Consider the following 20,659-nt stretch of genomic DNA (forward strand, 5'->3'; position numbering starts at 1 on the left):
TGCAGGTGTGCATGAGTTGAACTTTGCCGCGCCGGACGATTCCACCAAAGGTGGGCAATGAGTTTCATCGCTCGCCTGACATTGGAGGACACGCCGATGAAGTTCGATCGCTTCGCCCAATGGCTGGCCAACTGCACGGGACGCCCGGTTACGTTCGCCATCGCCTTGTTGATGATCTTGATCTGGGGGATCAGCGGCCCACTGTTCGACTTCAACGACACCTGGCAGCTGGTGATCAACACTTCGACCACCATCATCACCTTCTTGATGGTGTTCCTGATCCAGAACACCCAGAACCGCGAGAGCGACGAGTTGCACGTGAAGATCGACGAACTGCTGCGCACCACACGCAAGGCGCACAAGGCCCTGCTGGATCTGGAAGACATGGACCCCGCCCAGCTGCATGCCTTACGCAAGCAGTACCAGCGCATGGGCGAGCAGGGCGATCAAGCATCCGCCAAGGACACATCCGATTGAGCGTTCGCCCATCCGGGCAAGACCCGCCGACTCTGGAGGCACGCATGGCCAGGCATATCGTTCACTTCACCGGCCCGATCAACTCAAGCACCTGCGGCAACCTGATCAATACCTGCTCGCGCATCCTCCAGCAGAGTCCTGAGGTACTGCAGCTCAACATCGCCACCATGGGCGGCGAGTGCAGCTATGGCTTTACCTTGTACAACTTCCTGCGCTCGCTGCCGGTACCGGTGCATACCCATAACCTGGGCACGGTGGAGTCGATGGGCAACATCATCTTCCTTGCTGGCGCCCATCGCACGGCCTGCGCGCTGAGCAAATTCTTGTTCCATCCGTTTCATTGGACGTTGCATGGCTCGGTCGACCACGCGCGCATGGCCGAATATGCCATGAGCCTGGACTACGACCTGCGCCTGTACGCCGAGATTGTCGCCGAGCGTACCCAGGGCGCGGCCGAAGCGCTCGATGTACAGCGCTATCTGATGGCTTATCCGCGCATCCTCGGACCCGCCGAAGCATTGGCCAGCGGCATGATCCATGCCATCGATGAGCGGCCTATCGAGGATCACGACAGCCAATGGAGCGTACATGCCTGAGCCGCTCGTCAGTTAGACGCGACCGCGATTGAGCGCGAGGGCAGCCACGAGGCTCGGAGTTAATGACGAGAACAATTCGTGCCAAGGAGACCTGATCATGCGCGCATTGACCTACCACGGTGCTGGCGACGTACGGGTCGATACCGTGCCTGATCCAGTGATTCAGGCAAATGACGATATCGTGCTGCGAGTGACCGCCACGGCCATCTGTGGCTCGGACTTGCATCTGTACCGCGGCAAGATTCCAGCGGTCGAGTCTGGCGACATCCTTGGCCATGAATTCATGGGCATCGTCGAAGAAGTAGGCAGCGACGTCACCGCGGTCAGCCCGGGCGATCGGGTGGTGATCCCGTTCGTGATTGCCTGCGGTAGCTGTTTTTTCTGCCAGCACGAGCTGTTTGCCGCATGCGAAACCACCAACACCGGTCGCGGCGCCATCCTCAACAAAAAGGCCATCCCACCGGGTGCGGCGCTGTTTGGTTACAGCCACCTGTACGGTGGCATCCCTGGCGGCCAAGCTGATTACGTGCGCGTGCCTAAGGCCAATGTCGGGCCGTTCAAAGTGCCGGGTCACCTGGCGGACGACAAGGTGCTGTTTCTCTCGGACATTCTGCCCACTGCCTGGCAGGCGGTGCTCAATGCCGAGGTCGGCCAAGGCGCATCTCTGGCGATCTTCGGCGCAGGCCCGGTTGGGCTGCTGTCGGCGGCTTGCGCGCGGATGCTGGGGGTTGAACAGATCTTCATGGTCGATGAGTGTGGTTATCGCCTCGACTACGCCCGTGATGCCTATGGCGTGATCCCTATCGACTTTTCCCACGATGATGATCCGGCCGACACCATCATTCGCCAGACCCGCGGCATGCGCGGTGTTGACGCGGTTATCGATGCCGTGGGTTTTGAAGCCAAAGGCAGTACCACCGAGTCGGTGCTCACCGCGCTCAAACTTGAAGGCAGCAGTGGCAAGGCGTTGCGCCAGAGCATGGCAGCCGTTCGTCGCGGCGGCGTGGTCAGCGTGCCTGGCGTCTACGCCGGTTTTATCCACGGTTTCTTGTTTGGCGACGCTTTCGACAAAGGCCTGACCTTCCGCATGGGGCAGACCCATGTACAGCGCTACTTGCCGGAGCTGCTCGAACATATCGAAGCCGGCCGCCTGAACCCCGAAGCCATCGTCACCCACCGCATCGCCCTGGAAGACGCGATCCGCGGCTATGAGATGTTCGATGAACAACAAGAACGCTGCCGCAAGGTGATCATGGTGCCCGGTGAGGCAGCAGACGCAGTGCTCAGCGTTCACCCTTGAGAGGATTGCATGTCACGACGCATTATCACTTCGGTCAACAGCGAGGATCTGCACCCGCCAGAACAAGGCTTGCTGTTCGAAAGCCCGCGTGAACGGCTGGAGTTCTATCGACGCGAGATCCAGTACGAGACCACGATCCTGGCCAACCGCACCGACGCCTTTCTGGCGGCGCAGTCGTTTCTGGTGATTGCCTTCATCTCGTGCATGGCCAATCTCAACCAGAAATGGGGCGGGCAATTCACCTTGATCGTGCCACCGTTTCTTGCACTGTTGGGCGCGCTCAGTTCGCTCAACGCCTGGCCAGGCATTCGCGCCGCCTACGGCATCATCGATCACTGGCACTTCAAGCAGAGCCAGCTGTTGCGCAGTGAGCCCAGCGTAGGTATGGCCTATGACGACTGGCCGCTGTTCTGCGAGACCGAATCGAGCCACCGCGGCTATCGCAAGTCGCTGATGTTCTCGATTCGCGCGCCGTGGTTGTTTCTGGTGTTTTGGGTGCTATTGGGCGGCTATTGCCTGTTTTTACAGCTCGATCCGGCCGGCAGTTAAGGGGGCGGCTTTTTGCCACCTGACCGCTCATTCACGTTGTTCGACAATCTTTTGAATTTTCACGTAAATCCCTGATCCATTGGCTTGTCATCCATGGAGAAGAGGAGGGCCCCACAGATGCCAAACCCACAGCTGTACATCATCGACTACCGGCTGCATGGCGAGCCGCGTAGCTTCATTATTCGCCTGGAGCGGATGGACAATGCCGAGGCTTGGCATTGGGCCAGTTGCGATGCCGGTATTGGCATCATTCCCAAGTTTGGGCGGGAGAAGATTCGCAAGGTCAGCCGGCCCATGGCTGAACGCTATGGAATCAGTGAGGTGAACTGGCGCCTGTCGGGCAGTAGGCCGACCCCGGTCGAGGCCTCCAGCGGCGACGATGCCCAGGCCACTTCGCCTATTGCTTGACCCTGGGGCCGCTGATTGCGGCCCCAGTCATTTTCAGCTCATGCACCGGACTCAGGATCGCTAGCCGGCACGCCGGGGCGATTTTCTTCCTCATCGGTGAGGTTCGGATCGGCATCGGGATCATCAGCGCGGTCGTTGCGCCGATCAGGTTGCAGTTCTGGCCAGTCGTCCTCGACATTGCCGCCGCCCATGTTCAGAGTCTTGCTCATAACACCTCCTTTGGGTCCGCTTTGCTGCCCGACAAGCCCGCTGCCACAGGTACAGCGCTTACCCCGAGAACAGCGCGGTACCTGTGGCAGCAGGCTCGCCCGCGAAGGGCCGCAAAACGGACCTAAATCTGAAAGCCCCTCAACAATTGAGAACCGCTCAGCACCTTCAATGCTCCATGGCCAGTCACACGAGCCCGACCAGCGGCATCAGGTGCCGGTGTACTTGACCGCAGCGGCTGTACGCGACGAGACATTCAGCGTGCGCAACAGCGAGGACACATGAATGCGCACGGTGAACGGCGAGATATCCAACTCGCGGGCGATTTCCTTGTTGGTCTTGCCTTGGGCGATCAGGCGCAGCACGTCTTGCTGGCGCTGGGTGAGTTGTTCGACTTCGCTTTCTGCGCCCAGCGCGGGCAGCAGGCCAGAAGGCTGGTACTTGACCACGACTTCACCTTCACGGATGGCCAGGATCGCCGCGCCGAGTTCCTCGGGGGTGATGCTCTTGCCGATGAAGCCGTCGGCGCCGGCGGCCATCACCTGGCTGATCAGCTCCGGTTCATCGACCATCGAGACAATGATCAGCGAGGTGCGGCGCAACTGCTTGCGCAGCGCAGCCAACCGCTCAAGGCAGGTCAGGCCGGGGAAACGCAGGTCGAGAATCAGCGTATCCGGCGTATCGCCGTGATCGATCAGCTCCAGCACTTGGCCGAGGTTGCCCGCTTCCTCCAGGCAAGCCTGCGGTAATATCCGTTGCACGGTACGGACCATGGCTTCCCTGAATAGCGGATGGTCGTCCGCGACGATGATGCGGCAGCTCACGTCTTGTCGCTCCTGAAAACGCCCGTTGTCCGGGTCATGCTAATTTAGCACCTGCCTGCGCAGCCTTCCTGGCGCGCATGGCGCGGATGTCGACTGGCGCACAAGGATGCTTGCAATGGACTTTGACAAGAATAACGAACTGGACCAGGCCAACCTGCGCATCATCGTCGCGACCTGCGCGCTGGTCTACATGGGGTTGCTCGGCTTTCTGCCGGGGCGCACGTACCAGACCTACCTGCCGGTGTTGTACTACATCGCAGCGTTCCTGCTGGTATCGATCGGCTTTCGCCAGGCCATCGCCCATTGGCCTGGGCATTACCCGTGGCGGCGCGTGCTGGGCATGGTGCATGACTATACCGGCACCTGTTTTGGCCTGGTGGTCGGCGGCGAGGCGGCCTTGCCGCTGTATGCGGTGATGGTCTGGGTGAACCTGGGCAACGGCATGCGCTTCGGCTCGCGCTACCTGGCCATCGCCACGGTGCTGGCGCTGGCGGCGTTGCTGGTGGTGTACCAGATCACGCCGTATTGGCAGCAGCAGCCGTTCATGGTGTTGATGCTGTTGACCACCAGCACACTGATCCCGATCTATGCCCACCTGCTGCTGGAGCGCACGCGCAAGGCCTCGGAACTGGCCATGCTCGCCACCCGCGAGAAATCGCGGTTCCTTGCCCAGGCCAGCCACGACCTGCGCCAGCCCATCCATTCCATCGGCTTGTTCACCGCCTGCCTGCGCGAAGGGCAGTTGGGTGAGCAAGAACGGCGCCTGGTGGACAATATCGATCGCTCCTTGCTCAACGTCTCCCAGCTGTTTCGCTCGATTCTCGACCTGTACACACTCGACAACGGCCGGGTGCAACCCAAGTACGAAACCTTCGCTGTGCAGCCATTCTTGCGCGAGTTGCTGCGCCAGAACGCCGAAGCTGCGCGCTGGGCGGGGGTGGATATGCGTTTGCGCGCCGGTCGGCACTGGACCTTGGCTGACCCAGGCATGCTCGCCACCATGGTGCAGAACGTGCTGTCCAACAGTTTCAAGTATGCCGCACAGCGGCCGCTGCTGATTGGCGTACGCCAGCGCGGCGATCACTTGCAGATCGAGATTCATGACCAAGGCCGCGGCATTGCCGCCGAACATCAAGACAAGGTGTTCGAGGAGTTCTACCGGATTCGCGAAATGCGCGACAAGGATGTCGAAGGGGTTGGCCTGGGCCTGGCCATCGTCAAGCGCTTGGCCCAGCTGATGGATCTGCGCGTCAGCCTGCGTTCGCGTCCGGGCCATGGTACCAGCGTGACTCTGCAGGGGCTGGCGCGGGTAGCGCCGCGGGCGGCGCATAGCGGCGTCGACCCAGCCTTGCAGGCGGGCCTGCTGACCGGGCTGCGGGTGTGCCTGGTGGAAGATGACCACAACGTATTGCAGGCCACCTCGGCCTTGCTCGGGCGCTGGGGTTGCCAGGTGCAGGCAGAAAGCTCGGCCAAGGGCCTGAGCAGTGACTGTGATGTGATCGTCGCCGATTACGACCTGGGGCCAGAGGCCACCGGGCTGGATTGCATCGACAGCCTGCGCGCGCAACGCGGCAGGCAAGTGCCGGCCTTGATCATGACCGGGCACGACATTGAACGGATTCAGGCGGCAGTACATGACCGGAATATCGCTATTTTGTCCAAGCCGGTACGTCCGGCCGAACTGCGTGCAGCCCTACGGGCTTTGCGGGAGGAGCCAGCAACGCCGGTGGGTTAGACCGGCGTCGGGGCTGAAGGGGAAACGCGGACAGTGTCGCTCAGCGCAGAATCAGCGGCTGGCCTTCCTTGAGGCACGACGGCGTCGGGTCGTACAGGCCCATGCCAGCGACGGCAACGATCGCGCCGCTCGGCATCTGGCAGTCGTACTCGCCTTTGGCGGTGGTGGCGGTGAAGTAGGTCAGGGTGCTGTCGTTGCGCACGTTGGAGACCTTGGTCACCGGCACGCCGAGGGCGATTTCGGAACGCTGCTTGAGGGTGTCTTCGGTGGGTTTGACGGTCTGGCAGCCAGCCAGGGTGGCCAATGCTGCGAGGGTCAGGATTGGCTTGAGCAAGGGATGACGGGGCTTCATGGGGTGCTTCCTTGGCGTTGTTCTGATTATTCGGCCACACGCCTACCTGGCGCCGCGGGGACGGCGCGTGGGTAGCGGGTGAGTGGCCGGACTATAACGCCGAGGATGGGGCGCTGGGATTAGGGCAGATGTACGACATGGCGTAGTGCCGCTATTGAGCAGGGTGTCAGTTATGGCCTCTTCGCGGGCAAGCGCGCTCCCACAGGTGTTGCGCTGATCGTGTAGGCGCGGGCTTGCCCGCGAAGAGGCTAGGACATTCACGCGAGACTGACCCGCATCAACCCGCCCGCTTGAGCACCAAGGTCAGGATGTCATAGCTTGCCACCAACTCACCCAGCTGGTTGGTCACCTCGACATCCCACGCCACCACGCCTTGCGGCTGCCCCAGCGGGCTGCTCTTGCCCTGGTCGATCTTGCGCTTGCAGGTCAGCCGCGCCTGAATGGTGTCGCCAATCCCAACGGGGTTGATGAAACGCAAGGTATCCAACCCATAGTTGGCCAACACTGGCCCCTCGCCAGGCGAGACGAACAGCCCGGCGGCAGCCGACAGCACGAAGTAGCCGTGGGCGATCCGTTTGCCGAACTGCGACTGCTTGGCGGCAATCTCGTCGAAGTGCATGTAGAAGTGATCGCCCGACAGGCAACCGAAGTTGACCAGGTCGGCCTCGGTCACCGTGCGTCGATGGGTCAGCAGCGATTCGCCGATTTGCAGCTCGTCGAAATAGCTACGGAACGGATGCACTTGGGTCTCGATCACCTCGGCGCCGCGCACATACTCGCCCGTCACCGCACTGAGCATGCTCGGCGAGCCCTGCACGGCCGCGCGTTGCAGGTAATGCTTGACCGCTCGCAGGCCGCCCAGCTCCTCACCACCCCCGGCCCGCCCTGGGCCACCGTGCTTGAGCTGCGGCAGGGGCGATCCATGCCCGGTCGACTCCTTGGCCGCTTCACGATCCAGCACCAGCAGCCGGCCATGCCAGGCCGCCGCCAGCGGAATTGCTTTGGCGGCGACCGCGCGGTCGCCAGTGATCAGGCTCGCGACCAGGCTGCCTTTACCCCGTGCGGCCAGTGCCAAGGCTTCGTCCAGGTCGTGGTAGGTCATCAGCGTGCTGACCGGGCCAAACGCCTCGATGTCGTGCGCGCCGCCTTCGCCATGCGGATCGCGCGCGTGCAGCAGCGTTGGCGCGAAGAAGGCCCCTTCAGCCACACCTTCACCGACCGGCGCGAAGCCATCGCTGGCGCCGAACAGCTGGTCGCAGCTGGTGAGCAGGCTGCGCACGCGCTCGCTGACGTCGCGCTGTTGATCATGCGAGGCCAGCGCGCCCATGCGCACGCCTTCCACCGAGGGATCGCCCACCACCACCTTGGCCAGGCGCTCGCGCAGGCGAGTAGCGACCGCATCGAGGTGCTTGGCTGGGACGATGGCGCGGCGGATGGCGGTGCATTTCTGCCCGGCCTTGGTGGTCATCTCGCGCACCACCTCCTTGATGTACAGCTCGAACTCTTCGTCGTCCGGAGTCACGTCCGGGCCGAGAATGGCGCAGTTGAGCGAGTCGGCCTCGGCGGTGAACGGTACCGAATGGCGGATCAGGTTGGGGTTTACCCGCAGCTTGGCCGCGGTGTCGGCAGACCCGGTGAAGGTCACCACATCCTGGCCTTGCAGGCGGTCGAGCAGGTCACCGGTACTGCCGATCACCAGCTGCAGGCTGCCAGTGGGCAGCAGGCCAGACTCGTTCATCAGCCGCACCACGGCCTCGGTCAGGTAGCTGGTCGAGGTGGCCGGTTTGACGATGCACGGCATGCCCGCGAGGAAGGTCGGGGCAAATTTCTCCAGCATGCCCCAGATGGGGAAGTTGAAGGCGTTGATGTGCACCACCACGCCGGCACGCGGCACCAGGATATGGCTGCCGGCAAAGTGCCCTTGCTTGCCCAGTGCGATGGCCGGGCCTTCGTGCAGCAGATTGCCCGAAGGCAACTCGCGGCTGCCGATGCCAGCATAGGAAAACAGCGTGGCGTTGCCGCCTTCGATGTCGATCCAGCTGTCGGCGCGGGTCGCGCCGCTGTGATGGGACAGGGCGTAGAGCTGTTCCTTGCGTTCGGCCAGGTACAGGGCCAGTGCCTTGAGGCGCGCAGCGCGCTGCTGGAAATCCATGGCCAGCAACTGGGCCAGGCCCTGGCTGCGAGCAAATGCCACAGCCTCGGCGAAATCAGGACGCTCTTCATGGCTGTAGGCCAGGATGTGGCCGTCCAGGGCGCTACGCAGGGCCTGGGCGCCGTGCTGGCCGATCCAGCGGCCAGCGATGAAGCTCTGCAGGGTAGGGGCGTCAGACATACTGTTCTCCAAGCGGTTGTGATGGACAGGGGCGCGGTTACCACAGCGCCAGGGTGTAGCCGATGATCAGGCGGTTCTCGTCCAGCTTGCTGGTCAGGCCGTTGCCGGAGCGGAACGTGACGTTGCGCCAACGCAGGCTGACGTCCTTGAACGGGCCGCTCTGGATGACGTAGGTAAGGTCGGTGTCGCGTTCGCGCTCGCGGCCATTGCTGAGGGTTGCGGTTTCAGCGTGGCGGCCGTCGGTGTAACGGGTCATGAAGCTCAGGCCGGGGATGCCCAAGGCGACGAAGTCGTAGTCGTAGCGCAGCTGCCAGGAGTCGATCCCGGCGCGGGTGAAGGTGTTGTAGGTGACCAGGTTGACGGTGTAGGGGTCGCCGCCATTGAGGAACGGGAAGGCGCTGTCGCCGGACATCTGCTGCCAGGTCGCGGTGAATTTATGCGCGCGCACCCCGAGGGTGAACATGGCGTTGAAGTTGCGGTTGTCGATGCGCCCGGCGCGCTCGGCGCCGTCACCGCGGCTATCGAAGTAGCGCAGGTCGCTGCGCAGGCTCAGGCCTTCGCCCAGCGCTTGGGTATGCAGCAGGCCGACATACTGCTGACGGTAGATCTCATCGAGCTTGGCATAGTAGTAGCTCAGGCTGGTCTGCGGGGTGAGTGCGTAGCTGCCACCGGCAAAGTCGAAATGATCGCTCTGCGCTGCGCCATAGCCAATATCGTCACGCCCGGACGAGTCACGCAGGTTGGCCTCGGTCAGACGCCCGGCATTGACCGTCAGCCCGTCGATTTCCTGGCTGGTCAGCAAGCCACCTTGGAAGGTCGATGACAGCAGGCGGGTGTCGTTGTACACCACCACCGGTAGGATCGGCTGCAGGGTGCCCAGGCGCAGGGTGCTCTTGGACACCCGCAGCTTGCCGGTCAGGCCAAGCTCGCTGTAATTGTCGACCGGCTCGTGGCTGTTCGGCCCATACGGCAGCAGGCCGGTGTTGCGCCGATCACGGCTGGAGTCGAGCTTGATCCCCAGCTGTCCCATGGCGTCGATGCCAACCCCCAGCGGGCCTTCGCTGAAGCCTGATTCGAAGCGCGCGGTGAAGCCTTGGCCCCATTCCTCAGCCTTGGACTGGGGGGCGTTGGCTTGGCGAAAATCGCGGTTGATGTAGTGGTTGCGCAGCTCGATACGTGCGTGGCTGTCTGCAATCAAATCCGCCATGGCGGGCGAGGGCAGGGCCAGGCTGGCCAGCCAGGCCAGCGACTTGAAGCGAGTGTGGTTCATTATTGTTTTACCCGACATTCGAAGTTCAAGCGTTAATGTTTGCTGGCGCCAACCGCGCCAATACCGGTCATGGAGCGGATGAACTGGCCCAGGTAGCGCCCACGCTCCTGCGCGGCGCGTTCAGAGCCGTCGGTGACCGAGAACGCCCAGGCGCTGAAGAACGCCAGGCTCATGGAGAACAACGCCGGGTTGCTGTAGGGGAACAGCGCTTGCTGGTTGTGCAGGACGTTGACCCACACCGCCGGGCCGAGCACCACCAGCACGATCGCCGAAATCAGCCCGGCCAGGCTGCCGCACACCGCACCCCGGGTGGTCAGGCCCTTCCAGAACATCGAGAGCAGCAGCACCGGGAAGTTGACCGAGGCCGCTACCGCCAGCACCAGGCCGGAGAGGAAGGCAATGTTCTGCGACTCGAACATCAGGCCGAGAATGATCGCCAACACACCGATAACCAATGTCGCCAGGCGCGACACGCGCATTTCGTCCTGCTCGCTGGCCTGGCCTTTGCGCATTACACAGGCGTACAGGTCGTGGGAGACTGCCGAGGCGCCAGACAACGCCAGACCTGCAACCACCGCCAGGATGGTGGCGAACGCCACGGCCGAGATGAAGCCGAGGAACAAGTTGCCGCCTACTGCTTGGGCCAGGTGCACGGCGATCATGTTGCCACCGCCGATGATTGCGCCGCTGGCATCGCGATAAGACGGCTCGGTGCCGACCATGACGATGGCGCCGAAGCCGATGACGATCAGCAGCAGGTAGAAGTAGCCGATGAAGCCGGTGGCGTAGAACACGCTCTTGCGTGCTTCCTTGGCATCGCTGACGGTAAAGAAGCGCATCAGGATATGCGGCAGGCCGGCGGTGCCGAACATCATCCCCAAGCCTAGGGAAATCGCATCGATCGGGTTGGACAGCAAGCCGCCCGGGGCCATGATCGCCTGGCCCTTGGCATGCACCGACACCGCGCTGGCAAACATCGCCTCGGTGCTGAAGCCAAAGTGCTTGAGCACCATGAACGCCATGAAGGTCGTGCCCGACAGCAGCATCACCGCCTTGATGATCTGCACCCAGGTGGTTGCCAGCATGCCGCCGAAGGTCACGTAGAGCACCATCAGCACACCGACCAGGACCACCGCATACAGGTAGCTGATGCCAAACAGCAGTTCGATCAGCTTGCCGGCGCCGACCATTTGCGCGACCAGGTACATCAAGGCCACCGCCAGGGTGCCGAATGCCGAGGTGAGGCGCACCGGGGTTTGCGCCAGGCGGTAGGAAACCACGTCGGCGAAGGTGTACTTGCCTAGGTTGCGCAGGCGTTCGGCGATCAGGAACAGGATAATCGGCCAGCCGGCCAGCACGCCCAGGGCATACAGCAGGCCGTCGTAGCCGTTCATGAACATCATCGCCGAGATGCCCAGGAAGGACGCGGCGCTGATCATGTCGCCGGCGATCGCCAAGCCATTCTGCATGCCGGTCAGGCCACCGCCGGCAGTGTAGAAGTCGCTGGCCGAGCGGGTGCGCAAGGCGGCCCAGCGGGTCACCAGCAAGGTGAAGCAGACGAACACCATGAACATCGAGATGGCAGTCCAGTTCATTGGGCGAACTCCTGCTTGACCTTGTCGTTGAGCGGGTCGATCACGCTGTTGGCCCGGTGCATGTAGATGCCGGTAAGGGCGAAGGACAACAGCACCATCAGCACCCCGACCAGCATGCCGACACTGGTCACGCCGCCGCTCAGCGACTGACCGAGGAGGCCGGGGGCGAACGCCACCAGCAGGACGAAGCCGTAGTAGGCAGCCAGCATGATCAGGGTCAGCGAGCCGTTGAGGCGGCGTTTGCGCTGGATCAGCTGCTGGAAGTCGGGGTGATTGCTGATGCGCTCGATGTGCTCAGGGGTCATGGGAAGCGATCTCTTGGTGTTGTAATTGTTTTGGCTGAGGTCACGCGGTTAGTGCGGTGTTGCTCAGGGCCTCATCGCGGGGCAAGCCCGCTCCCACGCAAGGGATTCGATTGCGTGGGAGCCGCGATGAGGTCAACTGGATCTCACAGCTGGTCGAAATCGAGCACCACCTTGTCGCTGATCGGATAGGTCTGGCACGACAGCACATAGCCCGCCGCCACCTCGTAATCTTCCAGCGCATGGTTGCTGTCCATCTCCACCTCGCCCTCGATCACCCGGCACTTGCAGGTCGAGCAAACGCCGGCCTTGCACGAGTAGGGCAGCTCGGCGCCAATCGCGTTGCCGGCATCGAGGATGTTCTGGGTATTGCGCGGCAGGTCGAACGCCAGCGCGCGGCCATCGCTGATCACGGTGACCTGGCTGATCGCCGAATCGACCTGGCGCGCCGCCTCACGCGCTTCACGCCGCGCCTGGCTGCCGGCCGCGGCGAACAGCTCGAAGTGAATGCGCTCCTTGGCCATGCCATTGAGCTGGAGGCTGTCGCGCACGGTTTCGGTCATGGCTTGCGGGCCGCAGATGAACGCCGCATCCAGGCTCGCCACATCAATCCAGCGGGAGAACAGCTGGCCGCACTTGTCGGCGTCGATACGGCCGTTGTACAGGTCGACGTCTTGCTGCTCGCGGCTGAACACGAAGATCAGGTTGAGGCGATCCAGGTATTGGTTTTTAAGATCTTCAAGCGTGTTGCGAAACAACGCAGCGGAGCTTGAGCGGTTGCCATACAGCAAGGTGAAGCGGCTGTGCGGCTCGCTGGCCAAGGTGCTGGCGATGATCGACAGGAGCGGGGTAATGCCACTGCCAGCGGCCACGCCCAGGTAATTGCCCTGGCGGCTCGGCTCCAGCGGCACGAAGAAGCTGCCGGCGGGGGGCATCACCTCCAATTGCTGGCCCGGTTTCAGCGCTTCGTTGGCAAACGAGGAAAAGCGCCCACCGGGTACCCGCTTGACTGCCACGCGCAACTCGCCATCGTGCACCGCGCTGCAGATCGAATACGAACGGCGCACTTCTTCGTCATCCAGCTGGGTGCGCATCACCAGGTACTGGCCCTGGGTGAAGCGAAATGCCGACTGCAGGTGCGCAGGCACGTCGAAGGCGATCGATACCGCGTCGCGGGTTTCGTTGCGCACGTCTTTGATGGTCAGGCTATGAAACTGGCTCATGGTGTTCTCCACGGCTCAAATGCATTTGAAATAGTCGAAGGGCTCCAGGCACTCGCGACAGCGGTACAGCGCCTTGCAGGCGGTGGAGCCGAATTGGCTAAGCAGCTCGGTATGGCTGCTGCCACATTGCGGACAGCACACCTGCGGCGCCTGGCCGAACAGGCTGCGCTTGCTCTGGCTGCCCTCGGGCGGGGCGATGCCGTACCGCCGCAGCCGCTCGCGGCCCTGGTCGCTGATCCAGTCGCTGCTCCAGGCCGGGGTCAATCGCCGTTCCAGGTCAGGCTCGGCGAATCCGGCTTGCTCCAGCGCCTGGCGGATGTCGCCCTCGATCACTTCGGTTGCCGGGCAGCCGGAGTACGTCGGGGTCACCACCAGGTGCAGATGGCCGGCGCGCCAGCCGAGGTCACGCACGATGCCCAGATCGACCACGCTGACCACCGGCACCTCTGGGTCCATTACCTGTTCCAGCACCGCCCAGGCCCGCGCCAGGTCATCGCCGCGAGCCGCGCGGGCGCCACGGTCGCTGGCGATCAGCTCACCAGGTCGCATCGGGATAGGCCCGTGGCAAGAACTGCATTTCGGCCAGCAGCAGGCCCAGGTGCTCGCTGTGCAGGCCCGTGCGGCCACTCAGATAGAAGGGGTTGGCCGCTTTGGGCAGCGGCAGCTCGACCGAGGCGAAGATCGCGCTGACCTGCTTGAGCCAAGCCGCGCCGACCTGCGCAGGATCTGCGCCGATGCCCGCTTCAGCCAGGCGCAGCTCGGCATCGCTGCCGGCGGCCAGTTCCACGGTGAAGCGCCACAGGAGCGCGATCGCGGTGAGCATGCGCTGGCGGCTTTCTTCGGTGCCGCCGCCCAAGCGCTGCACCCACTCGCCAGAGCGGCGCAGGTGATAGGTGACTTCCTTCAGGGCCTTGGCGGCAATGCCGGCGATGCGCGGGTCTTGCGATTGGCTCAGCCCCTGGAGCACGGCGAAATGCCAGGCGTCATAGAAGAACTGCTTGAGCATGGTCACGGCGAAATCGCCATTGGGTTGCTCGACCAGCAACAGGTTGCGATAGGCCCGCTCATCGCGGCGAAACGCCAGGGCGTCGGCGTCGCGGCCGTCGTCGCTCAGTTCTGCGGCGTATTCGAGCCAGTTGCGCGCCTGGCCGACCAGGTCGAGGCCGACGTTCATCAGGGCCAGCTCTTCTTCCAGGGCCGGCGCATGGCCGCACCACTGGCACAGGCGATGGCCCTGGATCAGGGCGCTGTCACCGAGCAGCAGCAGGTATTGGATGAGTGCTTGATTGTGCATGGCGGGCCTCACATGTGTCCGACTTCATCAGGCAGCTGGTAGAAGCTGGCATGGCGGTAAACCTTGTCGTCGGCAGGCGCGAACAGCGGGTCTTTGTCATCTGGCGAGGAAGCGGTGATCAGTGCCGAGGGCACGACCCACAGGCTCACCCCTTCGCTGCGGCGGGTGTACAGCTCACGGGCGTTCTCGATGGCCATGGCGGCGTCGGCGGCATGCACGCTGCCCACATGTTTATGGTTCAGGCCGTGCTTGCTGCGCACGAATACTTCGTAGAGGGTCCAGACAGACATGTTCGATCTCCGCATCAATCGCCGCTTCAGGCGGCGTTCTTGTTCTGTTGCTTGCGTGCGTAGGCTACGGCGGCCTCGCGTACCCAGGCGCCGTCTTCGATGGCTTGGCGGCGGGTGGCGACGCGCTCCTGGTTACAGGGGCCGTTGCCTTTGATCACTTCGTAGAATTCATCCCACTGGATCTCGCCGAAGTCGTAGTGGCCGCGCGTCTCGTTCCACTTGAGGTCTGGGTCGGGGGCAGTGCAGCCAAGCAGTTCAAGCTGGGGGATGGTCTGGTCGATGAAACGCTGGCGCAGCTCGTCGTTGGTCTGGCGCTTGATCTTCCAGGCCATCGACTGGGCGCTGTTGGGCGAGTGCTCGTCGCTGGGGCCGAACATCATCAGCGCCGGCCACCAGAGGCGGTTGATCGCATCCTGGACCATGTCTTTTTGCGCTTGGGTGCCGTGGCGCATCATGGTCAGCAGCAACTCGTAGCCCTGGCGCTGGTGGAAGCTTTCTTCCTTGCAGATGCGGATCATCGCCCGCGAGTAGGGGCCGTAGGAGGTGCGCTGCAGCACTACCTGGTTGACGATCGCCGCGCCATCGACCAGCCAGCCGACCGCGCCCATGTCGGCCCAGCTCAGGGTCGGGTAGTTGAAAATGCTCGAATACTTGGCCTTGCCGCTGTGCAGTTTGGCGATTTCTTCGTCGCGGTCGGCGCCGAGGGTTTCCATGGCGCTGTACAGGTACAGGCCGTGGCCGGCTTCGTCCTGAATCTTGGCCATCAGTTGCAGCTTGCGCTTGAGGCTGGGGGCACGGGTGACCCAGTTGCCTTCAGGCAGCATGCCGACGATTTCCGAATGCGCGTGTTGCGAGATCTGCCGGATCAAGGTCTGGCGGTAGGCGTCGGGCATCCAGTTCTTGGCTTCGATCTTGATCTCGGCGTCGATTTTTTCCTGGAAGGCACGCTCCTCGGGGGACATCTCCTCGAGCGACTTGATGTGCTTTACACCGGTTTCCACTAGCTGTGCGTACATGTTCTGACTCCTGCCTCAGGGCTGGGTGGGGCATGGGTCATTTATAAGCGATACAAAACACAACATCAAACATATTTTGATGTATCAAATGCTAATTGTGTATCGCTTTGAAATACTGGGGCCGCTTTGCGCCCCTTCGCGGGCAAGCCCGCTCCCACAGGGATAGCGCTGCTCTCGCGGTCGGCGCCGTACCTGTGGGAGCGGGCTTGCCCGCGAAGGGGCGCAAAGCGGCCCCAAAATCTTAAGTGAACAGCATGACGGCCATTGGCCGGGGCTGGGGGACTAGCGAAGACTCAGCTAGCCAGGCGTTTATCGTAAACGTGGCAAGCCTTACCTTCCGAACGCTTCAAGGTGCCGCAAGGCTTGAGCAATACCTGGGTGCTGATGCCAATGTAAGTCTTGATCTGCCGGCCCAATTCGCCAACCACCTGCTGGCGCTGCGGCTCATCCAGTGCCTGGCATTCGCCGCGCAACTCGACATGCACCTCAACGCTGTCGAGATTACCATTGCGATACAGGTGGATCTCATAAAGCTCAGAAAGCTGTTTTATTTTCAGCACCTGCTCTTCAATCTGCGTGGGGAACACGTTGACCCCACGAATGATCAGCATGTCGTCACTGCGCCCGGTGATCTTGCCAATCCGCCGCATCGGCCGCGCCGTGCCGGGCAGCAGGCGGGTGAGGTCGCGGGTGCGGTAGCGGATCATCGGCAGCGCCTCCTTGCTCAGCGAGGTGAACACCAACTCACCCAACTGACCATCGGGCAGCACTTGACCGGTTATCGGGTCAATGATCTCCGGATAGAAGTGGTCCTCCCAGATGGTCGGGCCATCCTTGGTTTCGATGCACTCCATGGCTACCCCGGGGCCCATGATTTCCGACAGGCCATAGATATCCAGGGCATTGATCCCCAAGCGCTGCTCGATGGAGCGACGCAGTTCGTCGGTCCAAGGCTCGGCACCGAAGATCCCCAGGCGCAGCTTGAGTTGATGCGGGTCGATGCCCTGGCGCTCGATCTCGTCAGCCAGGTTGAGCATGTAGGAAGGTGTGACCATGATGATGTCAGGCTGAAAATCGCGGATCAGTTGCACTTGTTTTTCAGTCTGGCCACCGGACATGGGGATGACCGTGCAGCCCAGGCGCTCGGCGCCGTAGTGCGCACCCAGGCCGCCGGTGAACAGCCCATAGCCGTAGGAGACATGCACCTTGTCGCCCTTGCGCCCGCCCGCGGCGCGGATCGAACGGGCGACGACATTGGCCCAGGTGTCGATATCGTTCTGGGTATAGCCGACCACCGTCGGCTTGCCGGTAGTGCCGCTGGAGGCGTGCAGGCGCACCACTTCCTGCTGGGGCACGGCGAACATGCCGTACGGGTAGTTGTCGCGCAGGTCGTTCTTGCCGGTGAAGGGGAACTTGGCCAGATCTTCCAGTGATTTCAAGTCGTCAGGGTGCGCGCCAGACTCAGCAAAACGCTGACGGTACAGCGGCACATTGGCGTAGGCGTGGTTCAGGCTCCAGCGCAGGCGCTCCAGTTGGTGCTGGCGCAGTTGATCGACACTGGCGGTTTCCATCGGGTCCAGCAAGGCGCGTTCGGCATCGTGGTACATGTTCATGGCTTCACTCGAATTGTTCTTGTACGTAGGCGCAGAGGCCTTGAGTGTCATGCGGGCAGCATACTGCCCGTAGCAGGTTCAGTCTCAGTCCGTTGGTCCGAGGCGCTCAATGATCAGGGCAATGCCCTGGCCGACGCCGATGCACATGGTGCACAGGGCGTAGCGCCCGTCGGTTTCTTCCAGCTCGTGCAGCGCCGTGGTGACCAGCCGCGCCCCGCTCATGCCCAGCGGGTGGCCGAGAGCAATGGCGCCGCCGTTGCGGTTGACCCGCGGGTCGTCGTCCGCCAGGCCGAGCTCACGCAGCACAGCCAGGCCTTGCGCGGCGAAGGCTTCGTTGAGCTCGATGACATCCATGTCGGCCAAGGCCAGGCCGGTCAGTTCCAGCACCTTGTGGGTCGCTGGCACCGGGCCGATGCCCATGATTCGCGGCTCGACCCCCGCCGCCGCCATACCGACGATCCGGCCGCGCGCTTGCAAACCATGGCGACGGGCGGCTGCGCTGCTGGCCAGCAACAGCGCACAGGCACCGTCGTTGACGCCCGACGCATTGCCAGCGGTAACGCTGCCACCCTCGCGGAACGGTGTGCCGAGTTTGGCAAGTTGCTCCAGGGTGGTGTCGGCACGCGGATGTTCGTCATGCTCGACCAGCTTCGCCGGGCCTTTGCGCTGGGCAATCTCGACCGGCACGATCTCCTGCGCCAAACGGCCGCGCGCCTGGGCAGCAGCGGCCTTGTGCTGGCTGCGCAAGGCAAAGGCGTCCTGATCGGCGCGGGAAATAGCGAACTGGGCGGCAACGTTCTCGGCGGTCTCAGGCATCGAGTCGATGCCGTATTGGGCCTGAATCAGCTTATTGACGAATCGCCAGCCGATGGTGGTATCGAACAGCTCGGCGCCACGGCCGAACGCCTGCTCGGATTTACCCATCACAAACGGCGCGCGCGACATCGATTCGACCCCTCCTGCCAGCATCAGCCCAGCCTCGCCACAGCGCAGGGCGCGGGCAGCGCTGCCGATAGCGTCCAGCCCTGAGCCACACAGGCGATTGAGGGTGGTGCCCGGTACCGCCTGCGGCAATCCGGCGAGCAGGGTGGCCATGCGGGCCACGTTGCGGTTGTCTTCCCCGGCCTGGTTGGCGCAGCCAAGGATCACGTCATCGACAGCGCTCCAGTCCAATTGCGGGTGACGCGCCATCAGCGCCTTGATCGGCACAGCTGCAAGATCATCCGCGCGCACCGTGCTGAGGGCGCCGCCATAGCGGCCGATGGGCGTGCGCACGGCGTCGATGATCAGCGCATCGTTGCGGGTGAGGTCAGTCATCTTTGCTCTCCTGCGCCAGCACCGTGCCGCGCACTTTGTAGGATTTACCGCGGAACAGGGCAATCAGCTCACCCCGCTGGTTTTCCAGCCTGACGTCATACAGGCCGGTGCGGCCTTTGCGGCTGAGTTCGCTGGCAGTGGCAGTGAGTACATCGTGCTCAACCGCCGGGGCCAGGTAATCGATGCTGCAGCCCTGGGCCACCGTGGCTTCGTCGTAACTGTTGCAGGCGAAGGCGAACGCCGAATCGGCCAGGGCGAACAGATAACCGCCGTGGCAGGTGCCGTGCCCTTGGATCATGTCTGCCTGGACCTGCATGCTCAGGCGCGCACGGCCCGGGCCGCTGTCGAGCAGGCGAGCGCCCATGGCCTGGGTCGCACGGTCGCGGGAGAACATCGCGTCGCTACAGGCGCGGGCCAGTTCATCGGGGGTGCGTTGGCTTTCAGTCATGCAGATGGCCTCCTTGGGCATGCACGCGACGCAGCAGCAGGGAAGGGCGATAGCGGGTTTCGCCATAGCTGGTTTGCAGGTTTTGCAGCACGCGCAGGGTGTAGCCCAGGCCCATTTGCTCGGCCCAGGCCAGCGGGCCACACGGGTAGTTGACGCCGGCGCGCATGGCAATATCGATATCAGCGGCTGATCCGACGCCTTGCAGCACGGCATCCGCCGCCTCGTTGGCAAGGGTTGCCACGGTTCGCAGCACCACCAGGCCTGGCAGGTCGGCAACCTCGCTCACGCTGAAACCCGCTTGGCGCAGCAGGGCAATCGCCTGGTCTTGCGCTTGGGCGGTGGTGTCCGCCGCCTTGCTGATGGCGATGCGCGCTGCGCTGGTGTAGTCCAGGGCAAGATCGACCAGCAGCAGGTTGCTCAGGCCATCTTCGCGTGCGCGCTGGCTGGCCAGGCGACCGTCGGACAGCGCCAAGGTCGCATCGCCCACGCGCAGCAGGCCATTGCCTGGGCGTTCAGTGACACTGATGCCACTGGCCTTGAGCCGATGCAGCAATGGCTGCATCACACCCAGGCAACCTTCCACCACACAACGATCGATTCGCGTCGTACTCTGAAGCTCAGCTGCTGGCGGGCGCTCGGCGCCTTCGCGGTAGTCGTAGAAACCCTGGCCGCTCTTACGCCCCAGGCGGCCAGCATCGACCAGCTCTTTTTGCACCAGTGAAGGCTGGAAGCGGAAGTCGCCATAGAACGCATCGAACACCGAGCAGGTCACGGCATAGTTGACGTCGTGGCCAATCAGGTCGGTCAGCTCGAACGCGCCCATGCGAAAACCGCCAGCATCGCGCAGCAGCGCATCGAGAGTGGCGCAATCAGCCGCGCCTTCCTGGAGCAGACGCAGGCTTTCGGCGTAGAACGGCCGCGCGACCCGGTTGACGATAAAACCAGGGGTGGAACGGGCATGTACCGGCTGCTTGCCCCAGGCCTTGGCCAGTTGATACAACCGGGCAGCCAGCTGCGGATCAGTGGCAAGGCCGCTGACGATCTCGACCAACGCCATGACCGGCGCGGGGTTGAAGAAATGCATGCCAATTACCCGCTGCGGCCGGCGCAGCCCCGCGGCAAGGCTGGTGATCGACAGCGATGAGGTGTTGCTGGCGAGGATGCAGTCGTCAGCGCACAGCGCTTCGAGTTGGCGCAGCAAGTCCTGCTTGACCTGCAAGTTTTCGACGATGGCCTCGATCACCAGCTGTGCATCGGCCAATGCTTCTATCGATTCGACCGGCTGCAGGCGAGCGCTGATCGCCCCGCGCTCGGCGGCGTCGAGCTTACCTTTGTCGACCAGCCGCCCGAGCTGCTGATCGATACCATGCAGCGCCTGGGCCGCCGCGCCGGGGCGGTTGTCGTAGAGCTGCACCGGGTGGCCGGCCTGGGCCGCCACCTGAGCGATGCCGGCGCCCATGGCACCGGCGCCGATCACTGCAACCGGGCTATTACTGTTGAGAGCACTCATG

The 20,659-nt window shown here is 63.2% G+C and carries 21 protein-coding genes and 1 pseudogene; 6 read left to right on the forward strand and 16 right to left on the reverse strand.

Annotated features, from left to right (window positions below):
• Positions 1–96: 96 nt before the first annotated feature.
• From OIU19_RS01435 to OIU19_RS01455, 5 genes are all read left to right on the forward strand, one after another.
• Entirely contained in the window at positions 97–477 is a 381-nt protein-coding gene (locus OIU19_RS01435; protein WP_264233075.1) for a low affinity iron permease family protein, read from the forward strand.
• 44 nt (positions 478–521) lie between these two features.
• Positions 522–1,073: an ATP-dependent Clp protease proteolytic subunit gene (locus OIU19_RS01440; RefSeq protein ID WP_264232851.1), complete on the forward strand. Its 552-nt coding sequence runs from the start codon at positions 522–524 to the stop codon at positions 1,071–1,073.
• Between the two features lie 97 nt (positions 1,074–1,170).
• The gene (locus tag OIU19_RS01445; RefSeq protein WP_264232852.1) at positions 1,171–2,373 is read left to right on the forward strand and encodes a zinc-dependent alcohol dehydrogenase; all 1,203 of its coding nucleotides are present in this window, start codon (positions 1,171–1,173) and stop codon (positions 2,371–2,373) included.
• A gap of 9 nt (positions 2,374–2,382) precedes the next feature.
• Positions 2,383–2,922, forward strand: coding sequence for a hypothetical protein (locus tag OIU19_RS01450; protein ID WP_264232854.1), 540 nt, complete (start codon positions 2,383–2,385; stop codon positions 2,920–2,922).
• 117 nt (positions 2,923–3,039) lie between these two features.
• A complete protein-coding gene (locus OIU19_RS01455; RefSeq protein WP_186554470.1) occupies positions 3,040–3,330 on the forward strand; it encodes a DUF6555 family protein in 291 nt (96 codons plus the stop codon).
• Positions 3,331–3,368: 38 nt separating this feature from the next.
• Here OIU19_RS01455 and OIU19_RS01460 read toward each other — a convergent pair whose 3' ends face one another.
• The gene (locus OIU19_RS01460) at positions 3,369–3,539 is read right to left on the reverse strand and encodes a hypothetical protein (protein ID WP_264232855.1); all 171 of its coding nucleotides are present in this window, start codon (positions 3,537–3,539) and stop codon (positions 3,369–3,371) included.
• A gap of 207 nt (positions 3,540–3,746) precedes the next feature.
• A complete protein-coding gene (locus OIU19_RS01465) occupies positions 3,747–4,361 on the reverse strand; it encodes a response regulator transcription factor (RefSeq protein ID WP_186554471.1) in 615 nt (204 codons plus the stop codon).
• A gap of 115 nt (positions 4,362–4,476) precedes the next feature.
• Here OIU19_RS01465 and OIU19_RS01470 point away from each other — a divergent pair, with 115 nt between their 5' ends.
• Complete coding sequence (locus OIU19_RS01470; RefSeq protein ID WP_264232856.1) at positions 4,477–6,096, forward strand: hybrid sensor histidine kinase/response regulator; 1,620 nt, start codon at positions 4,477–4,479, stop codon at positions 6,094–6,096.
• A 40-nt stretch (positions 6,097–6,136) separates the two neighbouring features.
• On the opposite strand, the gene OIU19_RS01475 is transcribed toward OIU19_RS01470, so the two are convergent.
• The 14 genes and pseudogenes from OIU19_RS01475 to paaH all read right to left on the reverse strand — a co-directional run bounded on the left by OIU19_RS01475 (position 6,137) and on the right by paaH (position 20,658).
• Positions 6,137–6,448, reverse strand: a complete 312-nt coding sequence (locus OIU19_RS01475; protein WP_264232857.1) for a hypothetical protein — start codon at positions 6,446–6,448, stop codon at positions 6,137–6,139.
• A gap of 277 nt (positions 6,449–6,725) precedes the next feature.
• Positions 6,726–8,780, reverse strand: coding sequence for a phenylacetic acid degradation bifunctional protein PaaZ (gene paaZ / locus OIU19_RS01480; RefSeq protein ID WP_264232858.1), 2,055 nt, complete (start codon positions 8,778–8,780; stop codon positions 6,726–6,728).
• 37 nt (positions 8,781–8,817) lie between these two features.
• On the reverse strand, positions 8,818–10,050 hold the full coding sequence (locus OIU19_RS01485; RefSeq protein ID WP_264232859.1) for an OprD family porin: 1,233 nt from the start codon (positions 10,048–10,050) through the stop codon (positions 8,818–8,820).
• A gap of 32 nt (positions 10,051–10,082) precedes the next feature.
• Positions 10,083–11,651, reverse strand: a pseudogene (locus tag OIU19_RS01490) (cation acetate symporter); the annotation flags it as partial.
• Positions 11,642–11,950, reverse strand: a complete 309-nt coding sequence (locus OIU19_RS01495; RefSeq protein ID WP_186554477.1) for a DUF485 domain-containing protein — start codon at positions 11,948–11,950, stop codon at positions 11,642–11,644. The gene OIU19_RS01495 and the pseudogene OIU19_RS01490, both read right to left, overlap by 10 nt.
• A gap of 143 nt (positions 11,951–12,093) precedes the next feature.
• Entirely contained in the window at positions 12,094–13,170 is a 1,077-nt protein-coding gene (paaE, locus tag OIU19_RS01500) for a 1,2-phenylacetyl-CoA epoxidase subunit PaaE (protein WP_264232860.1), read from the reverse strand.
• Positions 13,171–13,185: 15 nt separating this feature from the next.
• A complete protein-coding gene (gene paaD, locus OIU19_RS01505; protein ID WP_264232862.1) occupies positions 13,186–13,719 on the reverse strand; it encodes a 1,2-phenylacetyl-CoA epoxidase subunit PaaD in 534 nt (177 codons plus the stop codon).
• Complete coding sequence (gene paaC, locus OIU19_RS01510; protein WP_264232864.1) at positions 13,706–14,464, reverse strand: 1,2-phenylacetyl-CoA epoxidase subunit PaaC; 759 nt, start codon at positions 14,462–14,464, stop codon at positions 13,706–13,708. Before paaC ends, paaD begins: the two co-directional genes overlap by 14 nt.
• A gap of 8 nt (positions 14,465–14,472) precedes the next feature.
• Positions 14,473–14,754 (reverse strand): 1,2-phenylacetyl-CoA epoxidase subunit PaaB, encoded by a 282-nt coding sequence (gene paaB / locus OIU19_RS01515; protein ID WP_186554481.1) that lies wholly within the window; start codon positions 14,752–14,754, stop codon positions 14,473–14,475.
• Between the two features lie 26 nt (positions 14,755–14,780).
• Entirely contained in the window at positions 14,781–15,770 is a 990-nt protein-coding gene (gene paaA, locus OIU19_RS01520; RefSeq protein WP_264232866.1) for a 1,2-phenylacetyl-CoA epoxidase subunit PaaA, read from the reverse strand.
• Positions 15,771–16,063: 293 nt separating this feature from the next.
• Positions 16,064–17,383, reverse strand: a complete 1,320-nt coding sequence (gene paaK, locus OIU19_RS01525) for a phenylacetate--CoA ligase PaaK (protein ID WP_264232867.1) — start codon at positions 17,381–17,383, stop codon at positions 16,064–16,066.
• An 84-nt stretch (positions 17,384–17,467) separates the two neighbouring features.
• The gene (gene pcaF / locus OIU19_RS01530) at positions 17,468–18,700 is read right to left on the reverse strand and encodes a 3-oxoadipyl-CoA thiolase (protein WP_264232868.1); all 1,233 of its coding nucleotides are present in this window, start codon (positions 18,698–18,700) and stop codon (positions 17,468–17,470) included.
• Positions 18,693–19,148: a hydroxyphenylacetyl-CoA thioesterase PaaI gene (paaI, locus tag OIU19_RS01535; protein ID WP_264232869.1), complete on the reverse strand. Its 456-nt coding sequence runs from the start codon at positions 19,146–19,148 to the stop codon at positions 18,693–18,695. The genes pcaF and paaI overlap by 8 nt, the downstream gene beginning before the upstream one ends.
• A complete protein-coding gene (gene paaH, locus OIU19_RS01540) occupies positions 19,141–20,658 on the reverse strand; it encodes a 3-hydroxyacyl-CoA dehydrogenase PaaH (RefSeq protein ID WP_264232871.1) in 1,518 nt (505 codons plus the stop codon). The genes paaI and paaH overlap by 8 nt, the downstream gene beginning before the upstream one ends.
• Position 20,659 lies beyond the last annotated feature (1 nt).

This window comes from Pseudomonas sp. BT-42-2 (genome assembly GCF_025847435.2).
Classification (GTDB): Bacteria; Pseudomonadota; Gammaproteobacteria; order Pseudomonadales; family Pseudomonadaceae; genus Aquipseudomonas; species Aquipseudomonas urmiensis.

Bases quoted from the DNA above. Each gene is read 5' to 3' on its own strand.
- OIU19_RS01435 (WP_264233075.1), top strand. From the start codon at position 97: ATGAAGTTCGATCGCTTCGCCCAATGGCTGGCCAACTGCACGGGACGC.
- OIU19_RS01440 (WP_264232851.1), top strand. From the start codon at position 522: ATGGCCAGGCATATCGTTCACTTCACCGGCCCGATCAACTCAAGCACC.
- OIU19_RS01445 (WP_264232852.1), top strand. From the start codon at position 1,171: ATGCGCGCATTGACCTACCACGGTGCTGGCGACGTACGGGTCGATACC.
- OIU19_RS01450 (WP_264232854.1), top strand. From the start codon at position 2,383: ATGTCACGACGCATTATCACTTCGGTCAACAGCGAGGATCTGCACCCG.
- OIU19_RS01455 (WP_186554470.1), top strand. From the start codon at position 3,040: ATGCCAAACCCACAGCTGTACATCATCGACTACCGGCTGCATGGCGAG.
- OIU19_RS01460 (WP_264232855.1), bottom strand. From the start codon at position 3,539: ATGAGCAAGACTCTGAACATGGGCGGCGGCAATGTCGAGGACGACTGG.
- OIU19_RS01470 (WP_264232856.1), top strand. From the start codon at position 4,477: ATGGACTTTGACAAGAATAACGAACTGGACCAGGCCAACCTGCGCATC.
- OIU19_RS01475 (WP_264232857.1), bottom strand. From the start codon at position 6,448: ATGAAGCCCCGTCATCCCTTGCTCAAGCCAATCCTGACCCTCGCAGCA.
- paaZ (WP_264232858.1), bottom strand. From the start codon at position 8,780: ATGTCTGACGCCCCTACCCTGCAGAGCTTCATCGCTGGCCGCTGGATC.
- OIU19_RS01485 (WP_264232859.1), bottom strand. From the start codon at position 10,050: ATGAACCACACTCGCTTCAAGTCGCTGGCCTGGCTGGCCAGCCTGGCC.
- OIU19_RS01495 (WP_186554477.1), bottom strand. From the start codon at position 11,950: ATGACCCCTGAGCACATCGAGCGCATCAGCAATCACCCCGACTTCCAG.
- paaE (WP_264232860.1), bottom strand. From the start codon at position 13,170: ATGAGCCAGTTTCATAGCCTGACCATCAAAGACGTGCGCAACGAAACC.
- paaD (WP_264232862.1), bottom strand. From the start codon at position 13,719: ATGCGACCTGGTGAGCTGATCGCCAGCGACCGTGGCGCCCGCGCGGCT.
- paaC (WP_264232864.1), bottom strand. From the start codon at position 14,464: ATGCACAATCAAGCACTCATCCAATACCTGCTGCTGCTCGGTGACAGC.
- paaB (WP_186554481.1), bottom strand. From the start codon at position 14,754: ATGTCTGTCTGGACCCTCTACGAAGTATTCGTGCGCAGCAAGCACGGC.
- paaA (WP_264232866.1), bottom strand. From the start codon at position 15,770: ATGTACGCACAGCTAGTGGAAACCGGTGTAAAGCACATCAAGTCGCTC.
- paaK (WP_264232867.1), bottom strand. From the start codon at position 17,383: ATGAACATGTACCACGATGCCGAACGCGCCTTGCTGGACCCGATGGAA.
- pcaF (WP_264232868.1), bottom strand. From the start codon at position 18,700: ATGACTGACCTCACCCGCAACGATGCGCTGATCATCGACGCCGTGCGC.
- paaI (WP_264232869.1), bottom strand. From the start codon at position 19,148: ATGACTGAAAGCCAACGCACCCCCGATGAACTGGCCCGCGCCTGTAGC.
- paaH (WP_264232871.1), bottom strand. From the start codon at position 20,658: ATGAGTGCTCTCAACAGTAATAGCCCGGTTGCAGTGATCGGCGCCGGT.